The organism is Pseudomonas sp. AN3A02 (assembly GCF_011765255.1).
Taxonomy (GTDB): domain Bacteria; phylum Pseudomonadota; class Gammaproteobacteria; order Pseudomonadales; family Pseudomonadaceae; genus Aquipseudomonas.
The window spans coordinates 79,844-106,378 of record NZ_JAARNI010000012.1 but is presented as its reverse complement, the minus strand read 5'-3'; the positions used below and the strand labels follow the sequence as shown (position 1 = coordinate 106,378).

The 26,535-nt window shown below is 61.2% G+C and carries 26 protein-coding genes; 15 read left to right on the top strand and 11 right to left on the bottom strand.

What is annotated here, in order from left to right; genetic code table 11:
* Positions 1-162: 162 nt before the first annotated feature.
* The 3 genes from cysN to HBJ59_RS28075 all read right to left on the bottom strand — a co-directional run bounded on the left by cysN (position 163) and on the right by HBJ59_RS28075 (position 4,036).
* On the bottom strand, positions 163-2,061 hold the full coding sequence (gene cysN, locus HBJ59_RS28085) for a sulfate adenylyltransferase subunit CysN (protein WP_167665430.1): 1,899 nt from the start codon (positions 2,059-2,061) through the stop codon (positions 163-165).
* Positions 2,062-2,070: 9 nt separating this feature from the next.
* Positions 2,071-2,988: a sulfate adenylyltransferase subunit CysD gene (gene cysD / locus HBJ59_RS28080; RefSeq protein ID WP_016971196.1), complete on the bottom strand. Its 918-nt coding sequence runs from the start codon at positions 2,986-2,988 to the stop codon at positions 2,071-2,073.
* A gap of 289 nt (positions 2,989-3,277) precedes the next feature.
* Positions 3,278-4,036, bottom strand: coding sequence for a Nif3-like dinuclear metal center hexameric protein (locus HBJ59_RS28075; RefSeq protein ID WP_010177002.1), 759 nt, complete (start codon positions 4,034-4,036; stop codon positions 3,278-3,280).
* Between the two features lie 102 nt (positions 4,037-4,138).
* Between HBJ59_RS28075 and algW the strand changes: the two genes are divergently transcribed.
* From algW to HBJ59_RS28060, 3 genes are all read left to right on the top strand, one after another.
* Entirely contained in the window at positions 4,139-5,293 is a 1,155-nt protein-coding gene (gene algW / locus HBJ59_RS28070; protein WP_017476007.1) for a Do family serine endopeptidase AlgW, read from the top strand.
* Between the two features lie 108 nt (positions 5,294-5,401).
* Complete coding sequence (locus tag HBJ59_RS28065; RefSeq protein WP_167665429.1) at positions 5,402-7,513, top strand: TonB-dependent siderophore receptor; 2,112 nt, start codon at positions 5,402-5,404, stop codon at positions 7,511-7,513.
* Positions 7,514-7,525: 12 nt separating this feature from the next.
* Positions 7,526-8,245 carry a DUF4198 domain-containing protein gene (locus tag HBJ59_RS28060; RefSeq protein WP_167665428.1) on the top strand — a complete coding sequence of 240 codons (720 nt, stop codon included), beginning with the start codon at positions 7,526-7,528 and terminating at the stop codon, positions 8,243-8,245.
* 548 nt (positions 8,246-8,793) lie between these two features.
* On the opposite strand, the gene hemH is transcribed toward HBJ59_RS28060, so the two are convergent.
* Both hemH and HBJ59_RS28050 read right to left on the bottom strand, forming a co-directional pair.
* On the bottom strand, positions 8,794-9,819 hold the full coding sequence (gene hemH / locus HBJ59_RS28055) for a ferrochelatase (RefSeq protein ID WP_167665427.1): 1,026 nt from the start codon (positions 9,817-9,819) through the stop codon (positions 8,794-8,796).
* A gap of 14 nt (positions 9,820-9,833) precedes the next feature.
* Positions 9,834-10,733 (bottom strand): TIGR01777 family oxidoreductase, encoded by a 900-nt coding sequence (locus HBJ59_RS28050; RefSeq protein ID WP_076014984.1) that lies wholly within the window; start codon positions 10,731-10,733, stop codon positions 9,834-9,836.
* 209 nt (positions 10,734-10,942) lie between these two features.
* Between HBJ59_RS28050 and HBJ59_RS28045 the strand changes: the two genes are divergently transcribed.
* The 12 genes from HBJ59_RS28045 (at position 10,943) to HBJ59_RS27990 (ending at position 20,947) form a co-directional block, all read left to right on the top strand.
* Positions 10,943-11,929 (top strand): NAD(P)/FAD-dependent oxidoreductase, encoded by a 987-nt coding sequence (locus HBJ59_RS28045; RefSeq protein WP_076014983.1) that lies wholly within the window; start codon positions 10,943-10,945, stop codon positions 11,927-11,929.
* Complete coding sequence (locus HBJ59_RS28040) at positions 11,926-12,141, top strand: TIGR02450 family Trp-rich protein (RefSeq protein ID WP_003208432.1); 216 nt, start codon at positions 11,926-11,928, stop codon at positions 12,139-12,141. Before HBJ59_RS28045 ends, HBJ59_RS28040 begins: the two co-directional genes overlap by 4 nt.
* A 112-nt stretch (positions 12,142-12,253) precedes the next feature.
* Entirely contained in the window at positions 12,254-13,225 is a 972-nt protein-coding gene (locus HBJ59_RS28035) for a DUF523 and DUF1722 domain-containing protein (RefSeq protein WP_256670914.1), read from the top strand.
* 3 nt (positions 13,226-13,228) lie between these two features.
* Positions 13,229-14,158 carry a MerR family transcriptional regulator gene (locus HBJ59_RS28030; RefSeq protein WP_167665426.1) on the top strand — a complete coding sequence of 310 codons (930 nt, stop codon included), beginning with the start codon at positions 13,229-13,231 and terminating at the stop codon, positions 14,156-14,158.
* On the top strand, positions 14,159-15,604 hold the full coding sequence (gene phrB, locus HBJ59_RS28025; protein ID WP_167665425.1) for a deoxyribodipyrimidine photo-lyase: 1,446 nt from the start codon (positions 14,159-14,161) through the stop codon (positions 15,602-15,604).
* On the top strand, positions 15,597-16,019 hold the full coding sequence (locus HBJ59_RS28020; protein ID WP_167665424.1) for a nuclear transport factor 2 family protein: 423 nt from the start codon (positions 15,597-15,599) through the stop codon (positions 16,017-16,019). The genes phrB and HBJ59_RS28020 overlap by 8 nt, the downstream gene beginning before the upstream one ends.
* Entirely contained in the window at positions 16,016-16,798 is a 783-nt protein-coding gene (locus HBJ59_RS28015) for an SDR family oxidoreductase (RefSeq protein WP_076014978.1), read from the top strand. The genes HBJ59_RS28020 and HBJ59_RS28015 overlap by 4 nt, the downstream gene beginning before the upstream one ends.
* Positions 16,795-18,042, top strand: coding sequence for an FAD-dependent oxidoreductase (locus HBJ59_RS28010; protein ID WP_167665423.1), 1,248 nt, complete (start codon positions 16,795-16,797; stop codon positions 18,040-18,042). The genes HBJ59_RS28015 and HBJ59_RS28010 overlap by 4 nt, the downstream gene beginning before the upstream one ends.
* Complete coding sequence (locus tag HBJ59_RS28005; protein WP_167665422.1) at positions 18,039-18,845, top strand: DUF1365 domain-containing protein; 807 nt, start codon at positions 18,039-18,041, stop codon at positions 18,843-18,845. Before HBJ59_RS28010 ends, HBJ59_RS28005 begins: the two co-directional genes overlap by 4 nt.
* Positions 18,832-20,103: a cyclopropane-fatty-acyl-phospholipid synthase family protein gene (locus tag HBJ59_RS28000; protein WP_167665421.1), complete on the top strand. Its 1,272-nt coding sequence runs from the start codon at positions 18,832-18,834 to the stop codon at positions 20,101-20,103. The genes HBJ59_RS28005 and HBJ59_RS28000 overlap by 14 nt, the downstream gene beginning before the upstream one ends.
* Positions 20,096-20,587 (top strand): DUF2878 domain-containing protein, encoded by a 492-nt coding sequence (locus tag HBJ59_RS27995; protein ID WP_076014974.1) that lies wholly within the window; start codon positions 20,096-20,098, stop codon positions 20,585-20,587. The genes HBJ59_RS28000 and HBJ59_RS27995 overlap by 8 nt, the downstream gene beginning before the upstream one ends.
* Before the next feature lie 54 nt (positions 20,588-20,641).
* A complete protein-coding gene (locus tag HBJ59_RS27990; RefSeq protein ID WP_063033124.1) occupies positions 20,642-20,947 on the top strand; it encodes a YkgJ family cysteine cluster protein in 306 nt (101 codons plus the stop codon).
* A gap of 136 nt (positions 20,948-21,083) precedes the next feature.
* Here HBJ59_RS27990 and HBJ59_RS27985 read toward each other — a convergent pair whose 3' ends face one another.
* From HBJ59_RS27985 to hemA, 6 genes are all read right to left on the bottom strand, one after another.
* Positions 21,084-21,602, bottom strand: coding sequence for an acyloxyacyl hydrolase (locus HBJ59_RS27985; protein ID WP_076014973.1), 519 nt, complete (start codon positions 21,600-21,602; stop codon positions 21,084-21,086).
* 111 nt (positions 21,603-21,713) lie between these two features.
* Positions 21,714-22,508, bottom strand: a complete 795-nt coding sequence (gene murI, locus HBJ59_RS27980) for a glutamate racemase (protein WP_167665420.1) — start codon at positions 22,506-22,508, stop codon at positions 21,714-21,716.
* Positions 22,501-23,256 (bottom strand): molybdopterin-synthase adenylyltransferase MoeB, encoded by a 756-nt coding sequence (locus HBJ59_RS27975; RefSeq protein ID WP_076014971.1) that lies wholly within the window; start codon positions 23,254-23,256, stop codon positions 22,501-22,503. The genes murI and HBJ59_RS27975 overlap by 8 nt, the downstream gene beginning before the upstream one ends.
* Positions 23,250-24,080: a peptide chain release factor N(5)-glutamine methyltransferase gene (prmC, locus tag HBJ59_RS27970; RefSeq protein WP_076014970.1), complete on the bottom strand. Its 831-nt coding sequence runs from the start codon at positions 24,078-24,080 to the stop codon at positions 23,250-23,252. Before prmC ends, HBJ59_RS27975 begins: the two co-directional genes overlap by 7 nt.
* Positions 24,081-25,163 (bottom strand): peptide chain release factor 1, encoded by a 1,083-nt coding sequence (prfA, locus tag HBJ59_RS27965; protein ID WP_003208405.1) that lies wholly within the window; start codon positions 25,161-25,163, stop codon positions 24,081-24,083.
* Positions 25,160-26,449, bottom strand: a complete 1,290-nt coding sequence (gene hemA, locus HBJ59_RS27960) for a glutamyl-tRNA reductase (protein WP_076014969.1) — start codon at positions 26,447-26,449, stop codon at positions 25,160-25,162. Before hemA ends, prfA begins: the two co-directional genes overlap by 4 nt.
* Positions 26,450-26,535 lie beyond the last annotated feature (86 nt).

The following is a 26,535-nucleotide window of genomic DNA, read 5'->3' as shown; positions in this document are numbered from 1 at the left end:
CGAGCTTGCTCGCGAAGGTCGTTAACGATGACGTTGGCATCCTGATTCAACGCGGCGCACTCAGGTTTTTCGCGAGCAAGCTCGCTCCTACAGAGATCACGGTTCGCATGAAAAAGCCCGCCACCGAGTGATCGGTGGCGGGCTTTTTTGTGCGCGTGACGCTTAGATCGCGCCGCGCTGGCGTAGCAGGTCCAGCACTTGCTTGACGCTGTCTTCCAACGACAACGTCTGGGTGTCGATCACAAGATCAGCATTCAACGGCACGTCATACGGGAAGGACTCACCCGGGATGTTATCCCCGCCCGCCGCGTACAGGCCTTGCGGATCCCGCTCGGCACACACCAGCGGCGAAGCCTGCACGTAGACGGTCAGCAAACGATCACCGCCGATCAACGCCTTGGCCTGTTCACGCCCTTCGGCATCCGGGGCAACGAACGCCGCCAGGGTCAGCAAGCCGGCTTCGTTGAACTGACGCGCCACATGCGCGGCACGACGCCAGTTCTCGGTACGCCCGGCGCGGTCCTGCGGCAGGCCCTTGTTCAGGTCATGGCGCAAGTTCTGGCCATCCAGCACAAACACTGCACGGCCCATGTCGAACAGCTTGCGTTCAACCGCGTAGGCCAGGGTGCTTTTGCCGGCGCCCGACAAGCCGCTGAACAACACGGTCGCCGGTTGCTGGCCGAAGCGCTGGGCGCGTTCTTCGGTGGCCACGTGAGCCAACTTGCCATGCTGCGCCGCGCTGCCGTGAGTCACCGGCGGCGCGATGATCATGCCGGCTGCCACGGTGCCGTTGGTCAAGCGGTCGATGACGATAAACGAACCGGTGGTGCGGTTGCTCGCGTAACCGTCCAGGGCGATGACCGTGTCGAGGCTGACCTTGACCCGGCCGATCTCGTTCAACTGCAAGGCGCTCGCCGGGCCTTCTTCCAGGGTGTTCACATCGACGCGATGCACGATGCTGGTGATGGAACCCGGCACGTAGCTGGTGGCGCGCTTGATGTCGTATTTCTTGCCCGGCAGCATCGGCTCTTCAGCCATCCACACCAGCATGGCGTCGAAGGCGTCGGTCACTTGCGGCACGTTGTCGGCATGTACCAGCAAGTCGCCACGGGAGATGTCGATCTCGTCTTCCATGGTCAGGGTCACGGCCTGGCCTGGGCCGGCGTTTTCCAGCTCGCCTTCAAAGGTGACGATGGATTTCACGCGGCTGCTCTTGCCCGACGGCAGCACCACGATTTCGTCGCCCTTGTGCACGATGCCGCTGGCCAGGGTGCCGGCGAAACCACGGAAGTTCAGGTTCGGACGGTTGACGTACTGCACCGGGAAACGCAGGTCGGTGTAGTTGCGGTCGTTGGCGATCTCGACGGTTTCGAGAATTTCCATCAGCGACTGGCCGGTGTACCAAGGCGAACGCTCGCTCTTGTTCACCACGTTGTCGCCCTTGAGCGCCGACATCGGCACGAATGTCAGGGTGCTCGGCTTGAACGCGATACCGTCGGCAAACTTCAGGTAATCGGCCTTGATCGACTCGAACACACTTTGGTCAAAGCCATTGATGTCCATCTTGTTGACGGCCACCACGATGTGTTTGATCCCCAGCAACGAGGCGATAAAGCTGTGGCGACGGGTCTGGGTCTGCACGCCGTAGCGGGCGTCGATCAGGATGATCGCCAGGTCACAGGTGGAGGCACCGGTGGCCATGTTTCGGGTGTACTGCTCATGGCCGGGGGTGTCGGCAATGATGAATTTGCGCTTGGCGGTGGAGAAGTAGCGGTAGGCAACATCGATGGTGATGCCCTGCTCGCGCTCGGCCTGCAGGCCGTCGACCAGCAAGGCCAGGTCGATGTCGTCACCGGTGGTGCCGGACTTCTTCGAATCGCGGGTGATGGCTTCCAGGTGATCTTCGTAGATCATCTTGGAGTCGTGCAGCAGGCGCCCGATCAGGGTGCTCTTGCCGTCGTCGACGTTGCCACAGGTCAGGAAGCGCAACATTTCCTTGCGCTCGTGCTGGCCCAGGTAGGCGAGGATGTCCTCGCTGATCAAATCAGATACGTGCGACATGACAGCCCCTTAGAAATAGCCTTGACGTTTTTTATCTTCCATCGAGCCTGCGCCATCGTGGTCGATGACCCGGCCCTGGCGCTCGGAAGTTCGCGTCAGGAGCATTTCCTGAATGATGTCCGTCAGCGTCTCGGCTTCGGACTCCACCGCGCCCGTCAACGGGTAGCAGCCAAGGGTACGGAAACGTACTTTCTTTTTGACGATTCGGGCTTTGTCTTCGTCGGACAGGTGCTCGAGAATGCGGTCGTCGTCGATCATGATCAACGTGCCGTTCTTCTCGATCACTTCGCGCTCGGCGGCGAAGTACAGCGGAACAATCGGGATGCCTTCAAGGTAGATGTACTGCCAGATGTCCAGCTCGGTCCAGTTGGACAGAGGGAACACGCGGATCGACTCGCCCTTGTTGACGTTGCCGTTGTAGACGTTCCACAGCTCCGGGCGCTGGTTTTTCGGGTCCCAGCGGTGCTTGCTGTCGCGGAACGAGTACACGCGCTCTTTGGCGCGGGATTTCTCTTCATCGCGACGGGCGCCGCCGAATGCTGCGTCGAAACCATGCTTGTCCAGGGCCTGCTTGAGGCCTTCGGTCTTCATGATGTCGGTGTGCTTGGCGCTGCCGTGGGTGAACGGGTTGATGTTCTGCGCCACGCCATCGGGGTTGATATGAGTGATCAGGTCCAGGCCCAGTTCTTCGACCATCTTGTCGCGGAACTTGTACATCTCCTGGAATTTCCAGCGGGTGTCGACGTGCATCACCGGAAACGGCAGCTTGCCCGGGAAAAATGCCTTGCGTGCCAGGTGCAGCATCACGGCGGAGTCTTTACCGATCGAGTAGAGCATCACCGGGTTATCGAACTCGGCGGCGACCTCGCGGATGATGTGGATGCTTTCCGCCTCCAGCTGTTTCAGATGCGTCAGTTTGTCGACCATGGCTACTCACGGAAAAACGATCTTGTGGACGGCCAGCGGGCCGTGTTCGAGCGGGGCATGCTAGCACAGCACCTGATTCTATTGAGGGCGCCGGCTAGATCGAAACGGTATATGAATATACCGCTGGGTTTGGCTGGGTCGGGCGGATGAATGAGGGTTACCAAGGCAAAACACGGTCAAATGTGGGAGCGGGCTTGCTCGCGAATGCGGTGCACCAGTCGCCACATGCATTAACTGACACACCGCATTCGCGAGCAAGCTCGCTCCCACATGTGTCCGGCGGTGTTTGTCAGATCGGGTTGGGGCAATCAATGAACAGGTGTTCCAGGGCAAAACGCCGCGCCAGATAGTCACCCAACGCCTGCACACCGTATCGCTCAGTGGCGTGATGCCCGGCCGCGATAAAGCTGATGTCGTTTTCCCGGGCGCTGTGGAAGGTCTGTTCCGAGGCTTCGCCGCTCAGGTACAAGTCGACGCCGGCCAGCACCGCCTGGTCGATGTAGCCCTGGCCACCACCGGTGCACCAGCCCACGCGGCGGATCATCTCGCTGCCTTCGATCAGCAGCGGTTCACGGCCCATGGCTTCCTGCACGCGGCGGGCGAAGTCGCGGGGCGACACCGGTTCGGCCAGGGAACCCACCAGCCCGACGACCTTGAGGTTGTCCGGGTCCAGCGGGCCTTCGACGGTGATGTCCAATTGCCTGGCCAGTTGCACGTTGTTGCCGACTTCCGGGTGCAGGTCGAGGGGCAAGTGGTAGGCCAGCAGGCTGATGTCGTGCTTGAGCAGGGTTTTCAGGCGGCGCTGCTTCATGCCGGTGATGCACGGGCTTTCGCCTTTCCAGAAGTAACCGTGGTGCACCAGCACCAGGTCGGCCTGGGCTTCGACCGCTGCGTCCAGCAATGCCTGGCTGGCGGTCACGCCGCTGACGATGCGCAGCACTTGCGGCCGGCCCTCGACCTGCAGGCCGTTGGGGCAGTAATCGGCGATTTTTGCACTATTAAGGTAGCGGTCCGCTTCCTCGACTAAGGTGCTCAGGGCGACGGCCATAAAAGACTCCTAAATATCCCGTTCAGAGGCGCTCACGGCCTCGTATAATGCGCGACATTATGGGCGCTCTCCCGCCCCCTGCAACCCGTCAGGATTTTCTTAATGCTCAAGGCACTGCGTTTTTTTGGATGGCCATTGTTGGCTGGCGTGCTGATCGCGATGCTGATTATTCAGCGTTATCCACAACTGGTCGGCCTGCCGACCCTCGATGTCAACCTGCAACAGGCACCGCAAACCAGCGCGGTGGTACAAGGCCCGGTGACTTACGCCGACGCGGTGGTGATCGCCGCGCCCGCGGTGGTGAATCTGTACACCACCAAAGTCATCAACAAACCGGCGCATCCGCTGTTTGAAGACCCGCAATTCCGGCGCTTTTTCGGCGACAACTCGCCCAAGCAGCGACGCATGGAATCCAGCCTCGGCTCCGGGGTGATCATGAGCCCCGAAGGCTACATCCTCACCAACAACCACGTGACCACCGGCGCCGACCAGATTGTCGTGGCCCTGCGTGATGGCCGGGAAACCCTGGCCCGGGTGGTCGGCAGCGACCCGGAAACCGACCTCGCCGTCCTGAAAATCGATTTGAAAAACCTGCCCTCGATCACCATCGGCCGCTCCGAAGGCTTGCGCGTAGGTGACGTGGCGCTGGCCATCGGCAACCCGTTCGGTGTGGGCCAGACCGTGACCATGGGCATCATCAGCGCCACCGGGCGTAACCAGTTGGGCCTCAACAGCTACGAAGACTTTATCCAGACCGACGCGGCGATCAACCCGGGCAACTCCGGCGGCGCGCTGGTGGATGCCAACGGCAACCTGACCGGCATCAACACCGCGATCTTCTCCAAGTCCGGCGGTTCCCAGGGCATCGGCTTCGCCATCCCGGTCAAACTCGCCACGGAAGTGATGAAATCGATCATCGAGCATGGCCAGGTGATTCGTGGCTGGCTGGGGATTGAAGTCCAACCGCTGACCAAGGAACTGGCCGAGTCGTTTGGCCTGACCGGGCGCCCAGGCATCGTGGTCGCCGGGATTTTCCGCGACGGCCCGGCGCAGAAAGCCGGCCTGCAACTGGGGGATGTGATCCTCAGCATCGACGGCGAGCCGGCCGGTGATGGCCGCAAGTCGATGAACCAGGTGGCGCGGATCAAGCCGACCGACAAGGTGGCGATCCAGGTAATGCGCAATGGCAAGGAAATCAAGCTGTCGGCAGAAATCGGCCTGCGTCCGCCTCCGGCGCCGGTGAAAGAAGAAGAATAATCTGGGAAGGAGCCCGCTCGCGGGCTCCTGTTACCTAATGTTTCAGAAGGAAATCACTCTCAATAGAGATGTTATATTGTTTCAATATCGCTATTGGAACGTTCTATCATGCCGTCTCGAAGATTTGCCCCGCTGGCGGGAATCGCCCTGGGTTTGCTGGTGGACCCGGTCTACGCCGAAGACACTGCCACCTTAGAACTGGAGGCTACCCGCATCACCAGTGAGGCGTATGAATCCGCCACTGGCCCCGTCAAAGGCTATCGCGCCACCCGCTCTGCCAGCGCTACCAAAACCGACACCGCCTTGCGAGACATCCCACAATCCATCAGCGTAATTCCCGCCTCGGTGCTCACGGACCTGGGCAGTACCAACGTCGAGCGCGCCCTGGAATTTGCCGGCGGCGTATCCAGACAGAACAACTTCGGCGGCCTGACGCTCTACGAATACAGTGTTCGCGGCTTCACCACCTCTGAGTTTTACGTGGACGGTTTCAGCGCCAACCGCGGTTACCCGAGCACGCCGGATGCGGCCAATATCGAACGCATCGAAGTGCTCAAGGGCCCCGCCGCCAGCCTGTATGGCCGTGGAGATCCGGGCGGCACGGTGAATATCGTCAGCAAGAAGCCGCAACCCGAAGCCTTCACCACCGTGCAGACCAGCGCCGGCAGTTGGGACCGCTATCGCACCGCGCTGGACGTGAACACGCCGCTCGACAGCGAGGGTAACGTGTTGTCACGGGTCAACCTGGCGGTGGAGGACAACCACAGCTTCCGCGACCACGTGGAGGCCAAACGGGTCTTCGTCGCGCCCTCCATCAGTTGGCAACTGGACCCGGACACGCGCCTGCTGGTAGAAAGCGAATTCGTGCGCCACCGCTCCACCTTCGACCGTGGCATCGTCGCGCCGAACAATCGCTGGAGCGGCGTTTCCCGCTCGACCTTCCTCGGCGAGCCCAACGACGGCGATATCCGCAACCACAACAACCGCCTGCAAGCTACCCTCGAACATCACCTCAACGATGCCTGGCAGCTACGCCTGGCCAGCCACTACAAACAGGGCAGCCTGTGGGGCGACGCTTCGGAAAACCGCCCACTGAGTGCCGACGGCCACACCCTCAACCGCCGCTACCGCGAACGGTCCACCGGTTGGCACGACAGCATCACCCAGCTCGAACTGCGCGGCCGGTTCGACATTGGCAGCTGGCAGCACGAGTTGCTGATCGGCACCGAATACGAGGATTACCGCAAGAAAGAACGGGTGACCGCGATTGCTGGCGGCGACTACACCATCGACATCTATAAGCCGGTCTACGGCAAGCCAAAACCCAACGGCGAACGCTCGGGCACCGACTTTTTCGAACAGGTGAAAAGCCAGGCGCTGAACCTGCAGGACCAGATCATCTTCACCGACCGCCTGCGCGGGATGATCGGCGCGCGCTTCGAACACTTCGAGCAACACACCGACGACTTCGCCCGCAACCACGCCAAAAGCCAGCAGACTCATGACGCCCTGACCCAACGCGCCGGCCTGCTCTATCAGTTGACGCCCGAAGTGGGCCTGTTCGCCAACGCCTCCACCTCGTTCAAACCCAACAATGGCCTGGACGCCGGCGGCAAAACCTTCAAGCCGGAGGAAGGCGTGGGTTATGAAATCGGGATCAAGAGCGAGCTGTTCGACGACCGCCTGAGCACCACCCTCGCCGCCTTCCATATCGAGAAGGAAAATGTCCTGACCAAAGACCCGGCCACCGACATGCAGCGGGCCATGGGCAAGGCACGCAGCCAGGGTTTTGACCTGCAACTGACCGGGCAAGTGACTGACGCCGTACGGGTGATCGGCGCTTTTGCCTACATCGACGCCGAAGTGACTAAAGGTGACAAAGACATCCCCGCGGGCAGCCGGATTCTCGGCGTGGCCAAACGGAGCGGCAGTTTACTCGGGGTGTATGAATTCCAGGACGGCCTGTTGCGTGGCTCCGACCTCGGCGCGGCCTTTACCTACGTCGGCGACCGCTCCGGCGAAGCCGGCAAAAGCTTTGAATTGCCGGCCTACCACACCGTCGATTTGCTGGCCCATTACAAGGCCAGCGACAACGTCACCGTGGGCCTGAACCTCAACAACCTGTTCGATGAAAAGTACTACGAGCGCTCCTACAGCAATTACTGGGTCAACCCCGGCGAGCCGCGCAATTTCACCGTCAGCCTGACCCTCAACCTGTAAAAGGACGTCTCCATGCAAGCCTTCAAATCCCTGGCCGTGCTCGGCCTGTTGTTTGCCACCCAAGTCTCGGCCCACGGGCTGTGGACCGAACAACGGCGCGGCAATATCGAAGTGATCTACGGCCACGGCGCCGAAGACAACGCGTTCAAGGCGCAGAAAATCAGCGGCGCCTGGGCCTATGACGCCAGCGGCAAAATGATCCCGGTGACCGTGGAACGCCTGCCCGACCATGCACGCCTGAAGCCGCTCAAATCGCCGGCTGTTTTGGCGGTCGCCCTGGATAACGGCATGTGGTCACAGACGGCTGACAAGAAATGGATCAACGAGGGCCGCAGCAAAGTGCCGGGGGCGGTTGAGTCGACCCAGACCTTCAAGTACAGCCTGGCGATCTACCAGCCGGGAGCGAAGTTGCCGAAGCTGGATCAGATCAAACTGCTGATCTTGCCGGAAGTTGATCCGCTGACCGTAGGCCCGGGTAAATCACTGCCCGTACGAGTGCTGCTGGATGGCAAGCCGGCGGCAGGAATCAAGCTGATCGGGGACTATCGCAATGCACCGAACACCTTGAGCACCGAGACCGATAAAGACGGTCGCGCCCAGGTGATGGTGCGGAATGAAGGGTTGAATGTGATTGCGGCGCAGGTGGAGATCCCGCTTAAAGACAATGCTGATGTCGCGACTCGCGGACTGTTCAGTTCCCTGACCTTCCTGGGCGAGCCGCATCACGAGTAACACCGAAAATTCAGGATGGGCACCGTCAATGTGGGAGCGGGCTTGCTCGCGAAGGCGGTGCGTCAGTCGCCATCTTCATTAACTGACCCACCGTATTCGCGAGCAAGCCCGCTCCCACATTTAGTCCTCACTCGGCTTGATTACAGTGCAACCGGCGCTCTTTCCAGTTCCCTGACCTTCCTGGGCGAGCCGCATCACGAGTAACACCGAAAATTCAGAGTGGACACAGTCAATGTGGGAGCGGGCTTGCTCGCGAAGGCGGTGTGTCAGTCGCCATCTTCATTAACTGACCCACCGTATTCGCGAGCAAGCCCGCTCCCACATTCAGTCCTCACTCGGCTTGATTACAGTGCAACCGGCGCTCTTTCCAGCTCCCTGACCTTCCTGGGCGAGCCGCATCACGAGTAACCCCGAAAATTCAGAGTGGGCACAGTCAATGTGGGAGCGGGCTTGCTCGCGAAGGCGGTGTGTCAGTCGCCATCTTCATTAACTGACCCACCGTATTCGCGAGCAAGCCCGCTCCCACATTTAGTCCTCACTCGGCTTGATTACAGTGCAACCGGCGATCTTTCACACAAGGTATTGAGAGCCACCGCCCACTGCGGGTCGTCATTCAGGCAAGGGACCAACACCAGCTCCTCGCCCCCCGCCTCGCGGAATTGTTCCAGGCCGCGATCGCCGATCTCTTCCAGCGTTTCGATGCAGTCCGCGACAAACGCCGGGCACATCACCAGCAACTTCTTCACGCCTTGTTGAGCCAACGCTTCAAGCCGTGCCTCGGTGTAGGGTTCGATCCACTTGGCCCGGCCCAACCGCGACTGGAACGCCACCGACCATTTGCCATCCGGCAACCCCAGGCGCTCCGCGAAGTCCCGCGCAACGCTGAAACACTGCGCGCGATAGCACGTGGCAAGCACCTCGGGTGAGGCGTTCTGGCAGCAGTTGGCGTCCTTGAAACAGTGTTGCCCGGTAGGGTCGAGCTTTTTCAGATGACGCTCGGGCAATCCATGAAAGCTCAGCAGCAGGTGATCGAAATCCTGTTCCACATAGGCCCTGGCACTGTTGGCCAAGGCATCAAGGTATTCCGGCTCATCGTAGAACGGCTGCAGAATCGAAAACTCGATCGCCAGCTTTTTGTCCCGCACCACGCGTCGGGCTTCTTCGATCACCGTGGTCACGGTGCTGTCTGCAAACTGGGGGTACAACGGCGCCAGGGTGACTTTCTTGATGCCCTGGGACGCCAGGCGGGTCAGTACGCTTTCAATCGACGGCTCACCATAACGCATTGCCAGTTCCACCGGCCCTTGGGTCCATTGCGCGGTCATCTGTTGTTGCAGGCGGCGGCTGAGGACGACCAGCGGCGAGCCTTCGTCCCACCAGATCGAGGCGTAGGCATGGGCCGACTGCTCGGGGCGTTTGATCAGGATCAGCGACACCAGCAAGCGCCGCACCGGCCATGGCAGGTCGATGACGTAAGGGTCCATCAGGAATTGATTAAGGTAGCTGCGCACATCCGCCACCGAAGTGGACGCTGGTGAACCCAGGTTGACCAGTAACAACGCGTGATCCGTCATGCAACATCCTATCTCTAGAGGCGGCTGGACAAGTCGTCCAGGGCCGCGTGCAACTCAGTGAACTGAAAAGTGAAACCGGCGGCCAGCAGCCGCTGCGGCAACGCCCGCTGGCCACCCAGCAATAAACCGGACAGCTCGCCCAGGCCGATGCGCAAGGCAAACGCCGGCATGGGCATGAACGCCGGGCGGTGCAGCACCTTGCCCAGGGTCTTGGCGAATTCGAGGTTGCGCACCGGGTGTGGCGCGCAGGCATTATAAGGACCGCGGGCATCGCTCTTGTGCAGAAGAAAATCAATCAGGGCGATTTGATCCTTTATATGGACCCACGGCATCCACTGCCGACCATTGCCGATCGGCCCGCCCAGCGCCAGTTTGAACGGCAATAACAGCCGCGACAAAAAGCCGCCCTCGGCCGCCAGCACCAGCCCGGTACGCACCAGGACTACGCGGATCCCCAAAGCCTCGGCGCGCTGGGCGGTTTCTTCCCAGGCGATAGAGAGCTGGCTGGCGAAATCGTCCTGTACCGGGCCGCTGTCTTCGGTCAGCTCACGCTCGCCGCCGTCGCCATACCAGCCCACCGCAGAACCGGAGATCAATACCGCCGGTTTTTGCTCAAGCCCCTCAAACCAGGCCAGCAACGTTTCGGTGAGGCCGATGCGGCTGCTCCACAGCAGCGCCTTGCGTTTATGCGTCCAGGGCCGATCGGCAATCGGCGCGCCGGCGAGGTTGATCACCGCGTCCACCGGCTCATTTACGTCTTGCAGGCGAGCAATGCCGCGCACTTGAGCGCCACACAACTTGGCCACTTGTTCCGGGTGACGGCTCCAGACCGTAAGGTGATGGCCCTGAGTAAGCCAGTATTGGCAAAGTTGGCGGCCGATCAAACCCGTACCGCCGGTCAGCAAAATGTGCATGAGTTGTTCCTCGTGTAACGTTCGCCGACCACCGTTAGTCTATTTTATAGACAGGGATGTTCTAATCGGGCGCAACGGTGGTTAAACCCTCAGGGTTAACCATAGGTCACGCCAAACGATCAGGTACGCCAAAACTTATACCAAAAAACAATATTGTACAGCTATTGGTGTCGGCGTAGTCTGTACACAACGGTAAAACGAGGCCTCCCATGACTGTTCCCATCGCGATCATAGGCACCGGCATCGCCGGTCTCTCCGCCGCCCGAGCGTTAAAAGACGCGGGGCACGTTGTACAACTCTTTGATAAAAGCCGCGGCAGTGGCGGCCGCATGTCCAGCAAGCGCAGCGATGCGGGAGCACTGGACATGGGCGCGCAGTACTTCACCGCCCGCGACCGGCGCTTCGTCAACGAGGTGCAACGCTGGCAGGCCGATGGTTGTGCCGAGCAATGGAAGCCGCAGCTGTACAACTTCAAGTCCGGGCAACTGACGCCCTCCCCCGATGAACAGATCCGCTGGGTCGGCACGCCGCGCATGAGTGCAATCACCCGCGCCCTGCTGGATGACTTGCCGGTGCAGTTCGGTTGCCGCATCACCGAAGTGTTCCAGGGCAAACACCACTGGAACCTGCTGGACGCCGACGGCGAAAACCACGGCCCGTTCAGCCACGTGATTATCGCCACGCCGGCACCACAAGCCACCGCCCTGTTGGCCGCCGCGCCGAAGCTGGCAAGTGCCGCAGCCGGGGTGAAAATGGACCCGACCTGGGCCGTCGCCCTGGCCTTCGACAAACCGTTGGATACGCCCATGGAAGGCTGCTTCGTGCAGGACAGCCCGCTTGACTGGCTGGCCCGCAACCGCAGCAAACCCGGGCGCGACACCCGCCTCGACACCTGGGTACTGCACGCCACCAGCACTTGGAGCAAGCAACACCTGGACCTGTCCAAGGAAGCGGTGGTCGAGCACTTGCACGGCGCTTTCGCCGAACTGTTGCACAGCGCCATGCCGGCGCCGTCCTTCACCCTCGCCCACCGCTGGCTGTATGCGCGGCCGTCCACCAGCCATGAATTTGGCGTGCTGGCCGACGCCGACCTGGGCTTGTACGTGTGCGGCGACTGGTGCCTGTCGGGTCGCGTGGAAGGCGCCTGGCTCAGCGGCCAGGAAGCGGCACGGCGGCTGATCGAGCACCTGCAATGAACCGGATCAATCCCGCCAAGTTGCTGCTGTCGAAATGGACAGCAGCCCGTCCGCAGCATAAGGAAAAACACTTCCTGGTGACCAAGCTGCTGCGCGACGACGAAGGCGATGTGCAGGAAATCGAACTGGAAGCGGTGATGAGCCATCGGGTTCAGCGCCTGGCCTGGCAAACCCTGCAAAACGCCGAAGACTGGAAAATCGGTTGGAAATAACCATCCTGCAAATACCTGTACAAATTATTTGACTTGTACAGCTTCAAACCTATGATGAGATCAAGTTGTACAGAAATTTAACTCTGTACAGGAATTTCACTGAGGTTTGGCCATGTCCAGCACCCTGCCCGCCACCGGAAAACCGAAAATCGCCATCAGCGCCTGCCTGTTGGGCGAGAACGTGCGCTTCAACGGCGGGCACAAACAATCCCAACTGTGCAGCCAGACCCTCGCCGACTATTTCGAGTTCGTGCCGCTGTGCCCCGAAGTCGCCATCGGCCTGGGCATTCCCCGCGAGCCGATTCGCCTGGTGGGCGACCCGCTTAATCCGCAGGCTGTCGGCACCGTGCACCGCGAACTCAACGTGACCCAGCCACTGGATGACTACGGCCAACAAATGGCCGCTGAACACACCGATCTCTGCGGTTATATCTTCATGCAGAAATCCCCGTCCTGCGGCCTGGAGCGGGTCAAGGTCTACCAGGACAACGGCATGCCCATCGACGGTGGCGGGCGCGGCATCTACGCCCAAGCGTTTTGCGCACGCCATCCCAACCTGCCGGTGGAAGAAGACGGTCGGCTGAATGACCCGGTGCTGCGGGAAAACTTCCTGACCCGGGTGTTCGTCTACGCCACCTGGCAGCAACTGCTCGCCGAAGGCTTGACCCGTCACCGCCTGCTGGAATTTCACTCACGCTACAAATACCTGCTGATGGCCCACAGCCCGGTGCATTACAAAAGCCTGGGCAACCTGCTGGGCAGCATGCCCAAGGACGTCGACCTCGACGCCTTGGCCGCCGGCTACTTCAGCGAACTGATGAGCGCCCTGACCCAGTGCGCCACACGCGGCACCCACACCAACGTGCTGCAACACATCAGCGGCTACCTCAAGCAAGCCATCAGCGCCGAAGACAAACAGGAAATGCAGACCATCATTAGCCAATACCGCCAGGGCATCGTGCCGCTGGTGGTGCCGCTGACGCTGCTCAAGCACCACTTTCGCCAGCATCCGGACCGCTACATCGCGCAGCAGGCCTACCTGCAACCGCACCCGGAAAACCTCAGCCTGCGTAATGCGATTTAACCTATGACTTTCCCCCTGCAAGCACCTGTGGAAGACATCGCCGAGGCCCTCGAACAAGGCTGGCTGCCGATCCGCGAAGTGGCGCGCCAAACCGGTGTCAACGCTGTGACCCTGCGCGCCTGGGAGCGGCGCTACGGTTTGATCGTGCCCCAGCGCACGCCCAAGGGGCACCGCCTGTTCAGCGCCGAGCATGTACAACGCATCCACACCATCCTGACCTGGCTCAACCGCGGGGTGCCGGTCAGCCAGGTCAAGAGCCTGATCGACACCGCACCAACCGCCAGCGAACCGCCGGTGGAAAATGAATGGCACAACCGCCGCCAGCACCTGTTGCAGGCCGTCAGCGAGCTGGCCGAGCGCCGGGTGGATGACGCCTTCAACCAGGCGATGGCGCTGTACCCGCCGCGCACCCTGTGCGAGCAACTTCTGCTTCCATTGCTCAAGGAACTTGAGCTGCGCTGGCAAGGCCAATTCGGTGCGCAGATGGAGCGGGTATTTTTCTATTCCTGGCTGCGCAGCAAATTCGGCGCGCGGATGTATCACAACAACCGCCAGCTCAACGGCGCCCCGCTGCTGCTGATCAACCATTCCGACCTGCCGCTGGAGCCGCACCTGTGGCTCACCGCCTGGCTCGCCAGCAGTGCCGATTGCCCGGTGGAAGTCTTCGACTGGCCATTGCCGGCCGGCGAACTGGCCCTGGCCGTCGAACACCTGCAACCCCGCGCGGTGCTGTTGTATTCGAGCAAGGCACTCCATGTGTCGGCACTGGGCAAACTGTTGAGCGGCTTCAGTTGCCCAAAACTGATAACCGGACCAACGGTATGCATCCACCAGGCGGAGCTGTCCGTATTAACCCAAGACATTCCTGAATTGCTCCTGGCCGAAGACCCTTTGTCGGCCCATCAGGTACTGATCCAGCGTGGACTTATTTAAATGCACTTGATCTGGCTGCGCACCGACCTGCGCCTACATGACAACACCGCCCTCGCCGCCGCCGCACAGCGCGGGCCGACGGTGGCTGTCTACCTGATCAGCCCGGAGCAATGGCTGGCCCACGATGACGCGCCGTGCAAAGTCGACTTCTGGCTGCGCAACCTGAAGAGCTTGAGCGTGGCACTGGGGGAGTTGAACATTCCTCTATTGATCCGCCATGCCTCGACCTGGGACCAGGCACCGCACGTCCTGGGAGACCTGTGCCAGGAGCTGTCGATCCAGTCGGTACACGTCAATGACGAATACGGCATCCACGAAGAGCGCCGCGACGCCGCCGTGGCCAAGGCCCTCGAAGCCCGGGGCATCACGTTTCACAATTACCTGGACCAGCTGTTTTTCCAGCCCGGCAGCGTCCTGACCAAGACCGGCACGTACTTCCAGGTGTTCAGCCAGTTCCGCAAGGTCTGCTACAACCGTCTGCACGGCGCCTTGCCGCGCCTGGTCGCCACACCCAAGGCACAGGCGGCACTCAAGCTCAAAAGCGAACCGATCCCGGATCACGTCGAGGGTTTTGCAACGCCGACCGAGGCCTTGCGCTCCCTGTGGCCGGCGGGTGAGGCCGAAGCCCGGCGCCGTCTCGATCAGTTCGCCGACGCGCAAATCAGCTATTACAAGGACGAACGCGATTTCCCGGCCAAGCCCGGCACCAGCCAGCTGTCGGCCTACCTGGCCGCCGGTGTGGTTTCGCCGCGCCAGTGCCTGCATGCCGCGTTGCAAAGCAACCAGGGTGAATTCGAAAGCGGCGACATCGGCGCGATTACCTGGATCAACGAGCTGCTGTGGCGCGAGTTCTACAAACATATTCTGGTGGGTTACCCACGGGTCTCGCGCCACCGCGCGTTCCGCCCGGAAACCGAAGCCGTGGCCTGGCGCAACAGCCCGGAAGACTTGAAAGCCTGGCAGGAAGCACGCACCGGCCTGCCGATCATCGACGCGGCCATGCGCCAATTGCTCGAAACCGGCTGGATGCACAACCGCCTGCGCATGGTGGTGGCGATGTTCCTGACCAAAAACCTGTTGATCGACTGGCGCGAAGGCGAGCGATTTTTCATGCGCCACCTCATCGATGGCGACCTGGCAGCAAACAACGGTGGCTGGCAGTGGAGTTCGTCCACCGGCACCGACTCGGCGCCGTACTTCCGGATCTTCAGCCCCTTGAGCCAGTCGGAAAAATTCGACGGCGAAGGCGTGTTTATCAAGCATTGGCTGCCACAACTGGCAGCGCTGAACAAAAAGGAAGTGCACAACCCCGATGCCGTGGGCGGCTTGTTTGGCGTGGCCGACTATCCTCGTCCTATCGTCGATCTGAAAAAGTCCCGCGAGCGCGCCCTCGCCGCCTTCCGCAGCCTGCCTTCACGCCAGGCAGTCGGGGGTGGTTATGAGTGACTTCCTGCGCCGCTTCGCCCAGGCCTTTGCCAGTGTGGACAAACACAATCTGCACCTGCTCGACAGCCTGTACAGCAAGGACATCAGCTTCACCGACCCGCTGCACGAAGTGCACGGGCTGCCGGCGCTGCAGCGTTACTTCGCCGAGCTGTACGACAACGTGACCCAGTTGCGCTTTGACTTTCATGGCTTCGATCAAGTGGCTGAAGGTGAGGGCTACCTGCGCTGGAAAATGAGCTTCTGCCACCCCCGCCTGGGCGGGGGTAAAGTGATTCGTGTCGAAGGCTGCTCGCACCTGTTATGGCGCGAGCAGGTGTACCACCACCGGGATTATTTTGATGCGGGTGCGCTGTTGTATGAACACGTGCCGGTCCTCGGCGGCGTGGTCAGCTGGCTAAAAAGGAGAATGGGATGAACCTCGTGCCGCCTCGTCGTTACTGGTTGACCGGTGCCAGCAGTGGCATCGGCGCCGAACTGGCCAAAGCGCTGCTCGACAGCGGCGCCCACGTGGCTGTCAGCTCCCGCTCCAAAGAGCCGCTGGAACAGCTCGCGCAGCAATACCCCGGGCAAGTGCTGGTGGTGGCAGGCGACCTGACCAACAGCCAGACCGTACGCGAAATCGGCGAGCATATCGCCGTGGTCTGGGGCTCGCTGGACACTGTGATTCTCAACGCCGGCACCTGCGAATACGTAGACGCCAAGCAGTTTGACTCCTCGATCATCGAGCACGTGGTGCGCACCAACCTGCTGGCCAGCAGTTACTGCATCGAAGCCGCGCTGCCACTGTTGCGTGCCGGCCATACACCCCACCTGGTCGGCGTAGCCAGCGCGGTGACTTACCTGCCAATGCCCAGGGCTGAAGCCTATGGTGCCTCCAAGGCCGGCCTGCGTTATCTGTTCGAATCCCTGCGCATCGACTTGTCGCCCGAAGGCATTGACGTCACCGTGGTCAGCCCGGGCTTTGTCGACACACCGCTGACCGCCCGCAATGATTTCCCGATGCCCTTGAGCTGGCCGGCGGACAAGGCCGCACGGCATATCTTCGCCAAGCTGCAAAACCGCCCATTGGAAATTGCCTTCCCGGCCCTGTTTATTGCCGCGCTATGGCCGCTGTCGAAACTGCCAAACCGCGTCAAGCTGATCATCGGCAAACGCATGCTGCGCAGCCCGCCGCCGAGGAAGGACGACCTGTGAAGATCGCGATTATCGGCAGCGGCATAGCCGGGCTGACCAGCGCTTATCTGCTCAGTCGCCGCCACGACATCACCCTTTTCGAAGCGGGTGACCGCATCGGCGGCCACACCCACACGGTGAATGTCACGGTGGATGGCAAAAGCTACGCAGTGGACACCGGCTTCATCGTGTTCAACAACTGGACCTACCCCAACTTCATCAAGCTGCTGGGGCAGATCGGCGTGACGTTCAAACCCACCGAGATGAGCTTTTCGGTGTGCGACCCGAACGCCGGGTTCGAGTACAACGGCAACAACCTCAACAGCCTGTTTGCCCAGCGCCGCAATATTCTGTCGCCGGGGTTCTGGGGCATGTTGCGCGACATCCTGCGCTTCAACCGCCAGGCGCCGCTGGACCTGCAAGAGCAACGCATCAGCACCGAGATGACCCTGGGCGAGTACCTGCAAGCGGGCGGCTACGGCCAGCGATTTATCCAGCACTACATCGTGCCGATGGGCGCAGCGATCTGGTCGATGTCGCTGGCTGACATGCTCGGATTTCCCCTGCAATTCTTCGTGCGGTTCTTCAAGAACCACGGTTTGTTATCGGTGAGTAACCGGCCGCAGTGGTGCGTGATCGAAGGCGGGTCCAGCCGCTATATCGAGCCGCTGACCCAGCCCTTCCGTGAAAAAATTCGCCTCAATTGCCCCGTCACCCGGGTTGAGCGCACATCAATCGGCGTACTTATCCACAGCGCGGCAGGCAGCGAGGCGTTCGACAAAGTCGTGTTCGCCTGCCACAGCGACCAGGCCCTGGCATTGCTGGGGGATGCGAGCCTGGCCGAGCAACAGATCCTCGGCGCCTTGCCCTACGCCGACAACGACGTAGTCCTGCACACCGACACTCGTTTGCTGCCCGAGCGCAAACTGGCCTGGGCCAGCTGGAATTACCGCCTGGACAGCAGCACGCAAAAACAGGCTGCCGTGACCTACGACATGAACATCCTGCAGGGCATCGACAGCGCCACCACTTTTTGCGTCAGCCTTAACCAGACGGCGATGATCAACCCGCTAAAAATCCTCGCCCGCTACACCTACGCCCACCCGCAATACAGCCTGGCCGCCGTGGCTGCTCAAGCGCGCTGGGAAGAATTGCACGGCGCGCAGCACACCTATTACTGCGGCGCCTACTGGGCCAACGGGTTTCACGAAGACGGTGTGGTCAGCGCGTTGCGCGTGGCCAAGGCATTTGGGGAAGCGCTGTGAACAGCGCCCTGTATAGCGGCTGGATTGCCCATCGGCGGTTTACGCCCAAGGGCCACGCCTTCCGTTATCGGATTGGCCTGCTGTACCTGGACCTCAGTGAACAGGACGAAGTCTTCGGCTTGTCGCCATTGGCCGGCGACCGCTGGGCACCGTTTGCTTTTCGCCAGCAGGACTACCTGCGTGAATTTACCCGTCACGGCATGAGCTTGACCGATGCCGTGCGCCAAGAAGTCGGCAAGGCCCTCGGGCGCATCCCCGAGGGCGCAATCTGCCTGCTGACCCAGGCCCGCAGTTGGGGCCTGGCTTTTAATCCGGTGAGTTTCTTCTACTGCTTCGAGGCCGATGGCACCTTGGCCGCGATTCTGTGTGAAGTGACCAACACGCCGTGGCGCGAACGCTATCACTACGTGCTGCCGGCCATGGCGCTGCCTGCTGGTGAGCATCAGCACTTCGCCGTGGCCAAGGCCTTTCATGTCTCGCCGTTTTTGCCCCGGGACCTGGAATACCGCATGAGCTTCAGCCCGCCCGCCGCCAGACTCGGCGTGCACATGGCCGACTGGCAGGGCGAACTGAAAGTGTTCGACGCCACCTTGAGTCTGCAACGTGAAGACTTGAACCGCGCCAGCCTGCACCGTTATTTGTGGCGCTTCCCGTGGATGACCGCCAAGACCTGCCTGGCCATTTATTGGCAGGCCCTGCGCCTTCTGCTTAAACGCACGCCGATTTTTTCCCATCACGCCGCCGAAGGCGCTTCTCGCACCGCAGTCGGGTACACCAAGGATCGCCGCCATGAAATCCCCTAGCTTATCGGTCAAATCCAATCGCTTGAACGTCAACGGCATGACCGCAGCGCTGCTGCGCAAAGCGGTGCTGCGCCAGCTCGGCCAACTGCGCCACGGCCAGTTGGTGGTGGTCGAGGACGGCGAGCGGCAAGTCTTCGGCGCACGGGAAGCGCACCTGCTGGGGGAAATCCAGATCCTCGATTCGGCCGCGTGGGGGCTGGTGGCGGCCAACGGTTCCATCGGCGCGGGCGAGGCATTTATTCATGGTTACTGGAGCAGCCCCGACCTGACCGCCGTGGTGCGGGTGATGGTCAGCAACCTCGACGTGCTGGATGCATTGGAAGGCGGCCTGGCGAAACTGGCACGGCCCTTCACCCAAGGGCTGCATTGGCTCAACCGCAACACACGCAAGGGCTCGCAGAAAAACATCGCCGCCCACTACGACCTGGGCAATGACCTGTTCGAAGAATTCCTCGACCCGACCATGATGTATTCGGCCGCACAGTTCCTCACCGCCGACGACACCCTGGAACAGGCACAACTGAACAAGCTGGAGCGCATCTGCCAGAAGCTCGCGCTGAAACCGTCGGACCATCTGCTGGAGATCGGCACCGGCTGGGGCAGCATGGCGATCTATGCCGCGCAGCAGTATGGCTGCAAGGTCACCACCACCACCTTGTCCAAAGAGCAGTTTGCCTACACCGAAAAACGCATCGAGGCCCTGGGTTTGCAGAATCAGGTGACGTTGCTGCTGGAGGACTACCGCGACCTGACCGGCCAGTACGACAAGCTGGTGTCCATCGAGATGATCGAAGCCGTGGGCCATCGCTTCCTGCCGACCTATTTCAAACAATGCGCGCAGTTGCTCAAGAGCAACGGCCTGATGTTGCTGCAAGCCATCACCATTCGTGAACAGCGCTACGAGCAGGCCAAGAGCAGCGTGGATTTCATCCAGCGCTATATCTTCCCCGGCGGCGCCCTGCCCTGTGTGCAGAAGATGCTCGAGATCGTCAGCCGCGACACCGACATGAACCTGCTGCACATGGAAGATTTCGGCCTGCACTACGCACGAACCCTGCGCCTGTGGCATGAGAACTTTCGCCGCGCCCACAGCCGCCTGACGGAAATGGGCTACGACGAATACTTCCTGCGCCTGTGGGAGTTTTACCTGTGCTACTGCGAGGGCGGCTTTATGGAGCGCACCATCGGCACCGCCCAGATGCTGCTGGCCAAGCCGGCGGCGTTGACCCAGCCGCTGCTCGGGCGCTTTGATGCTTAAACCACTGGCGAATGCCGTGCTGTTCCAGTGCGGCTGGTTTGCCTGTGTGCTGGGCGGCGACAGCCTGTGGCTGTTGGTGGGAGTGGCGGTGCTGGCGGTCCACCTGCTGTGGATAAGTTCGTGGTCCGAGGAAGGCCAGGTGATTCTCGCGGTCACCCTGCTGGGCACGGTGGTCGACACCGCGTTGCGCGCCTTTGGTGTGTTTCATTTCAGCCTGCCTGGGCCGCTGGCGCCTTTGTGGCTGATCCTGTTGTGGGCGCTGCTGGCAACCACCCTGCGCCATTGCCTGGCCTGGAGCGCCCAACCCTGGTGGCGCGCCAGTCTGTTGGGCGCGGTGGGCGGACCGTTGTCCTATTACGCAGGCAGCCAGTTGGCCGGCGTCAGTTTCGGCTATGGCACGGTGCCGACCGTCATCGGTCTCGCGTTGCTCTGGGGCATGATCTTCCCGTTGCTGCACTGGGTCGCCAGGCAGTTGTCACACTGACGTCCGTCAGGCCTTTTACACACATGCAAGCCGCTTGCCTTACACTGCGCGCCTATGACCAACATCCCCCACACACAAATCGCCGAACCCGCCGTCACCTGCTCCACCTGCGCCGCGTGCTGCTGCCAGCTGGAAGTCATGCTGATCACCGACACCGGCGTGCCTGACCGCTTTATCGATACCGACGATTGGGGCGGCGAAGTCATGCTGCGCCTGGATGATGGTTGGTGCGCGGCGCTGGATCGCGACACGATGATGTGCACGATTTACGAGAAACGGCCGCTGATCTGCCGGGAGTTCGAGATGGGCGCCCCGGAGTGCATCGATGAGCGCCAGGGGCTTGCGACGGTGTATCGCTGATTTTGAAACCAACGATGAGCAAATGTGGGAGCGGGCTTGCTCGCGAAAGCGGTGTGTCAGTCAACTGATTCGTGGCTGATACACCGCTTTCGCGAGCAAGTCCGCTCCCACAATGGTTTTGCGGTGTTCTGAAGAATTACAGCGGCATCGTGTAGTGCAGCGAATAGCTCTCGACACCATCGTTGTTGCTGCTGATCCCGGCATTGGAGTAATGGGTGGCCCGAATCCCCACTTCACTCCCACCGACAAAGCGCAGGCCAAAGCCCAGTCGGTCTTCAAACTGGAAAGCCTGGCCGATGTTGTTGTCTTCAACCCGCGTGCGGGAGAATACCGCCACGCCGACCCCGGCCTCTATGTATGGCTTCACCTTCTCCCCGGCAAACTCATACACAAACACCGGCGAGAACGACAGGCTGCTGACACTGGCGCGCTTGTCACCGTCCCAATAGGTATACGCGCCGCTCCAGTAACCCGTGAGACGACCAGTGTTGCTCTGCAACCAGCTTTTATCCCAATCCGACGTCAGCCCCAGGCGATAGGTCATGGTCGAATCGCTGGTGCTCCCCACTCCAAATTCCAGACCCGCTGCCTGAGCGGAAAAAGAGTGCCCCAACATGGCGGCCGCAATCGCAGCCAAACAGAACAAGCGCTTCATAAGAAACATCCTTTCCGAACGAAGTTGTATGGTTTTGTACAGGCTAACTTGCTATAGAAGCTGCCGCATAGGCGGAAGTTCAGCGAAAAACAGTGCTATTTCACGTTTTTTTCACACGCCAAAACTACGCACAACGCCGGGGAATTTCCATAGGGTCGGTAGGATATTTCTGAAGTGCTCTGGATCGCCGCTGGTCCAGAACTTTGCAGGCTGCGGACTGCCTGTGGAAAGCAGCTCACGATCATTTAGCAGGCGCTGCAATTGACGCGCTACCGCAGCGCCCGTGTCGATCAGAATGATCGTCGGCGGGAGCATCCCAGCGAGCAGCGGCTTGAGGAATGGGTAGTGGGTGCAGCCGAGGATAATGGTGTCGCAACCGGCAGCGATCAACGGTTCGACATAACCCTGCAACATCACACGCAAGGCCGGGCTGCCCAGATCGCCGGTCTCGATCAGTTCCACCAGGCCCGGGCACGGCTGGGTAATCACCCGTACATCGGTGGCGAAGCGGTCGAGCAAGGCGGCGAACTTGGCGCTTTGCAGGGTGCCGGTGGTCGCGAGCACTCCGACCACGCCGCTGCGAGTCGCGGCGGCGGCGGGTTTGACCGCCGGCTCCATACCTACCAGCGGCCAGTCGGGATAGTCCTGGCGCAAGTCGGCGACCGCAGCGACAGTCGCCGTGTTGCAGGCAATCACAAAGGCTTTGGCGCCCTTCTGGCGAAAAAACTCCGCCACCCGCCGCGAGCGCTCAAGGATGAAGGCCGGGGTTTTCTCGCCGTAAGGGATGTGCCCGCAATCCGCAACGTACAGCAGCGATTCGTGGGGCAGCAGACGCTGGATTTCGTCCAGCACCGACAGGCCGCCGACGCCGGAATCGAACACACCAATCGGCGCGTCCTTAACCATGGTGGCTACCGCAGACGCTGCAACCGGGATCACGCTTGACCCGCAGCTCGCGAAAACGCGTGGTCAGGGCGTCGATCAACAACAGCCTTCCCACCAACGGCTCGCCGAAACCAGCCAGTAACTTCAACGCTTCCAGGGCTTGCAGGCTGCCGACCAGGCCCACCAACGGGCCGATGACGCCGGCTTCGCTGCAGGTCAGTTCGGCTTCGCTGCCATGCCCGTATAAACAGTGGTAGCACGGGCTTTCGGCGCGTCGTGGGTCGAACACCGACAGTTGGCCTTCGAGCCGAATCGCGGCGCCGCTGACCAGAGGTTTTCCGGCGGCAACACAGGCAGCGTTGACCGCTTCGCGGGTGGAGAAGTTGTCACTGCAATCGAGCACCACGTCGACCGCCGCCACGGCAGCCGCGAGGGAATCGACATCCAGCGCGCGGCGATGAGCGACCAGCTGTATCTCAGGATTGATCGCACTCAGGCGACGAATCGCCGAATCGACCTTGCTCAGGCCGACGCTGTCGGTGTCATGGATGATCTGGCGTTGCAGGTTGGTCAGGTCGACGGTGTCGAAATCCGCCAAATGCAGCTCACCCACACCCGCCGCCGCCAGATACAGCGCCACCGGCGAACCAAGGCCACCGAGCCCGACGATCAGCGCACGGCTGTTTTTCAGACGCAACTGGCCTTCGATGTCGACATGCTGCAACAGAATCTGTCGGCTATAGCGCAACAGCTCCTGATCATTCAGCACGGCCGGCGCCCCAGGGTGATACGTTCGTGGCCACCCAGGTCAATGCGGCTGTGGACTTCCTCGAAGCCTTCCCCCAGCAGCAGGTCGCGCACGGCGGCCGCCTGGTCGTAACCGTGTTCCAGCAACAGCCAGCCCGCGGCGTCGAGGTGCGCGGGCGCCTGGGCGATGATCAGCCGCAGGTCGTCCAGACCGTCATGGCCGGCCACCAGCGCGCTGGCCGGCTCAAAGCGCACATCACCGGCCACCAGATGCGGATCGGTGTCGGCTATATAAGGCGGGTTGCTGATGATCAGGTTGTAGGTGTGGCCTTCAAGGGCGCTGAACCAATGGCTGTTCAGCACCGTGGCGTTATTCAGGTGCAGGCGCTGGCGGTTGCGCTCGGCCAGGGCCACGGCTTCCAGCACGCGGTCGACAGCCGTGACTTGCCAGGCCGGGCGTTCGCTGGCCAGGGCCAGGGCAATCGCGCCGCTGCCGGTGCCGAGGTCGAGGACTTTGGCCGGTGTGGCAGGCAGCAATTCCAGGGCGGCTTCCACCAGCATCTCGGTTTCCGGACGCGGGATCAGCGTGTGTGGCGCCACTTCCAGGTCCAGCTTCCAGAAGCCTTGCTGACCGAGGATGTAGGCCACAGGCTCGCCGGTGCGGCGGCGTTGCAGGTAGGCGGCAAAGGTCAGTGCATCTTCGCTGCTGACGATTTTTTCCGGCCAGGTATGCAGGTAGCTGCGGGACTTGCCCAAGGCTGCGGCCAGCAACAATTCCACGTCCAGGCGCGCTGTGGGTGAGTCTGGCAGGTCGGCGGCGCGTATCAGGCTGGCGATAATGGTCATTTATTCACCTATCGCCGCGAGCTGGTCGGCCTGGTATTCGGCCAACAACGGCTCGATCACCGCGTCAACGCCACCGGCGAGGATTTCGTCCAGGGAGTACAGCGTCAGGTTGACGCGGTGGTCGGTGACCCGACCCTGGGCAAAGTTGTAGGTACGGATACGCTCGGACCGGTCGCCCGAACCGACGAGCAATTTACGCTCGCTGGCAATCGCGTTGGCGGCGGCGCTGGTTTGCTGGTCATTCAGCTTGGCCGACAGCCAGGACATGGCCCGCGCACGGTTCTTGTGCTGGGAACGTTCTTCCTGGCATTCCACCACGATGCCCGAAGGCAAGTGAGTGATGCGGATCGCGGAGTCGGTCTTGTTGACGTGCTGGCCACCGGCGCCCGATGAGCGGTAGGTGTCGACCCGCAGGTCTGCCGGGTTGATCTCGATGGCTTCCTGTTCGTCCGGCTCGGGCAATACGGCCACGGTGCAGGCGGAAGTGTGGATGCGACCCTGGGATTCCGTCGCCGGAACCCGCTGCACGCGGTGCACGCCAGACTCGAACTTCAGCTTGCCGTAGACATTCTCGCCTTCAACCCGGGCGATGACTTCTTTATAGCCGCCATGTTCGCCCTCGTTCTCGGACAGGATCTCGACCCGCCAGCCGCGACGCTCGGCATACCGCGAGTACATACGGAACAAGTCGCCGGAAAAAATCGCCGCCTCGTCGCCACCGGTGCCTGCGCGGATTTCGAGGAACACGTTGCGCCCGTCATTCGGGTCCTTGGGCAGCAGCATGCGTTGCAGGTCGCCTTCCAGTTCGATCAGCTTGTCTTTGGCCTCTCGCACTTCTTCAACGGCCATTTCACGCATGTCCGGGTCGCTATCCTTGAGCAGCGCCTGGGCGCCTTCGAGGTCAGCCTGAACCTTGAGCAACTGTTTATAGGTGCCCACGATCGGTTCAACTTCCGCGTATTCCTTGGAATAAGTGCGGAACTTGGTTTGATCGGAGATGACCTCGCCATCGCCGAGCAAGGCGGTCAGTTCTTCGAAACGGTCCTGAAGGACGTCCAGTTTATTGAGCAGTGACGCTTTCATTGCGGTTTTTTATCCGAAGAGCTTTCTGTCGCGCCCTCACCGAGGGCAAAGAGTTCCTGGGCCATGGCCAGCGCATCAAGGCGGCCTTCGGCGGTAAGCTTTTTCAACTGAACACTGGGGGCGTGCAGCAATTTGTTGGTCAGGCCGCGCGCCAGTTGCATCAGCACGTCTTCGGCGCTGCTGCCATTGGCGAGCATACGCTGGGCCTTGATCAATTCCTCGTCCCGCAGGCGTTCGCCTTGCTGACGGTAGGCCTTGAGCACATCCACCGCTGCCAGTTCACGCAGGCGCACCATGAAATCGTCGGCACCGGTGCTGACCATTTCCTCGGCGGCCTGGGCTGCGCCCTGACGACTCTTGAGGTTTTCGGCGACCACTTCGTGCAGGTCGTCGACGCTGTAGAGATAAACGTCGTCCAACTCGCCGACTTCAGGCTCGATATCCCGGGGAACGGCGATATCCACCATGAAGATCGGCTTGTGCTTGCGCAGTTTCAGGGCACTTTCCACCGCACCCTTGCCGAGGATCGGCAACTGGCTGGCGGTGGAACTGATGACGATGTCGCTGCGCACCAGCTCGGCCGGGATGTCCGAGAGCAACACCGCATGGGCACCGAACTGTTCGGCGAGGATACTGGCGCGCTCCAGGGTGCGGTTGGCGACGACAATGCGCTTCACCCCCAGCTCATGCAGATGGCGGGCGACCAGGGTGATGGTCTCGCCGGCGCCGATCAGCAGGGCCTGGCTGCGTTGCAAGTCACTGAAAATCTGTTTGGCCAGGCTGACGGCGGCAAACGCCACGGACACCGGGTTTTCACCGATGGCGGTGTCGGTGCGCACTTGCTTGGCGGAATTGAAGGTAGCCTGGAACAGGCGCCCCAGCAGCGGGCCGATAGTGCCGGCCTCGCGGGCCACGGCGTAGGCCGATTTCATCTGGCCGAGAATCTGCGGTTCGCCCAACACCAGCGAATCGAGCCCGGAGGCGACGCGCATCATGTGACGAACTGCCGCATCCTCTTCGTGCACATAGGCGCTTTGGCGCAGCTCATCGAGGCTCAAATGGTGGTAATCGGCCAGCCAGCGCAGCACCACATCCGCTGAAAGATGTTCCTGCTCTATATAGAGCTCGCTGCGATTGCAGGTCGAAAGGATCGCAGCTTCGCGACTGTCGGTGAGCCGGCAGAGCTGCTGCAAGGCCTCAACCAACTGCTCGGGAGTAAAAGCCACGCGCTCGCGGACGTCTACAGAAGCAGTCTTGTGGTTAATACCGAGTGCAAGGAAGGCCATTCAATATCGCTGATGATGTCGGGAAGCCGACAATTGTCCTACTTCGAATGATTCAGAACAACCACCGTAGGCTATTGTCCTAATGC

Coding starts and splice junctions, on each gene's coding strand:
- cysN (WP_167665430.1), bottom strand. CDS start 2,061: ATGTCGCACGTATCTGATTTGATCAGCGAGGACATCCTCGCCTACCTG.
- cysD (WP_016971196.1), bottom strand. CDS start 2,988: ATGGTCGACAAACTGACGCATCTGAAACAGCTGGAGGCGGAAAGCATC.
- HBJ59_RS28075 (WP_010177002.1), bottom strand. CDS start 4,036: ATGGCCGTCGCCCTGAGCACCTTAGTCGAGGAAGCGGACCGCTACCTT.
- algW (WP_017476007.1), top strand. CDS start 4,139: ATGCTCAAGGCACTGCGTTTTTTTGGATGGCCATTGTTGGCTGGCGTG.
- HBJ59_RS28065 (WP_167665429.1), top strand. CDS start 5,402: ATGCCGTCTCGAAGATTTGCCCCGCTGGCGGGAATCGCCCTGGGTTTG.
- HBJ59_RS28060 (WP_167665428.1), top strand. CDS start 7,526: ATGCAAGCCTTCAAATCCCTGGCCGTGCTCGGCCTGTTGTTTGCCACC.
- hemH (WP_167665427.1), bottom strand. CDS start 9,819: ATGACGGATCACGCGTTGTTACTGGTCAACCTGGGTTCACCAGCGTCC.
- HBJ59_RS28050 (WP_076014984.1), bottom strand. CDS start 10,733: ATGCACATTTTGCTGACCGGCGGTACGGGTTTGATCGGCCGCCAACTT.
- HBJ59_RS28045 (WP_076014983.1), top strand. CDS start 10,943: ATGACTGTTCCCATCGCGATCATAGGCACCGGCATCGCCGGTCTCTCC.
- HBJ59_RS28040 (WP_003208432.1), top strand. CDS start 11,926: ATGAACCGGATCAATCCCGCCAAGTTGCTGCTGTCGAAATGGACAGCA.
- HBJ59_RS28035 (WP_256670914.1), top strand. CDS start 12,254: ATGTCCAGCACCCTGCCCGCCACCGGAAAACCGAAAATCGCCATCAGC.
- HBJ59_RS28030 (WP_167665426.1), top strand. CDS start 13,229: ATGACTTTCCCCCTGCAAGCACCTGTGGAAGACATCGCCGAGGCCCTC.
- phrB (WP_167665425.1), top strand. CDS start 14,159: ATGCACTTGATCTGGCTGCGCACCGACCTGCGCCTACATGACAACACC.
- HBJ59_RS28020 (WP_167665424.1), top strand. CDS start 15,597: ATGAGTGACTTCCTGCGCCGCTTCGCCCAGGCCTTTGCCAGTGTGGAC.
- HBJ59_RS28015 (WP_076014978.1), top strand. CDS start 16,016: ATGAACCTCGTGCCGCCTCGTCGTTACTGGTTGACCGGTGCCAGCAGT.
- HBJ59_RS28000 (WP_167665421.1), top strand. CDS start 18,832: ATGAAATCCCCTAGCTTATCGGTCAAATCCAATCGCTTGAACGTCAAC.
- HBJ59_RS27995 (WP_076014974.1), top strand. CDS start 20,096: ATGCTTAAACCACTGGCGAATGCCGTGCTGTTCCAGTGCGGCTGGTTT.
- HBJ59_RS27990 (WP_063033124.1), top strand. CDS start 20,642: ATGACCAACATCCCCCACACACAAATCGCCGAACCCGCCGTCACCTGC.
- HBJ59_RS27985 (WP_076014973.1), bottom strand. CDS start 21,602: ATGAAGCGCTTGTTCTGTTTGGCTGCGATTGCGGCCGCCATGTTGGGG.
- murI (WP_167665420.1), bottom strand. CDS start 22,508: ATGGTTAAGGACGCGCCGATTGGTGTGTTCGATTCCGGCGTCGGCGGC.
- prmC (WP_076014970.1), bottom strand. CDS start 24,080: ATGACCATTATCGCCAGCCTGATACGCGCCGCCGACCTGCCAGACTCA.
- prfA (WP_003208405.1), bottom strand. CDS start 25,163: ATGAAAGCGTCACTGCTCAATAAACTGGACGTCCTTCAGGACCGTTTC.
- hemA (WP_076014969.1), bottom strand. CDS start 26,449: ATGGCCTTCCTTGCACTCGGTATTAACCACAAGACTGCTTCTGTAGAC.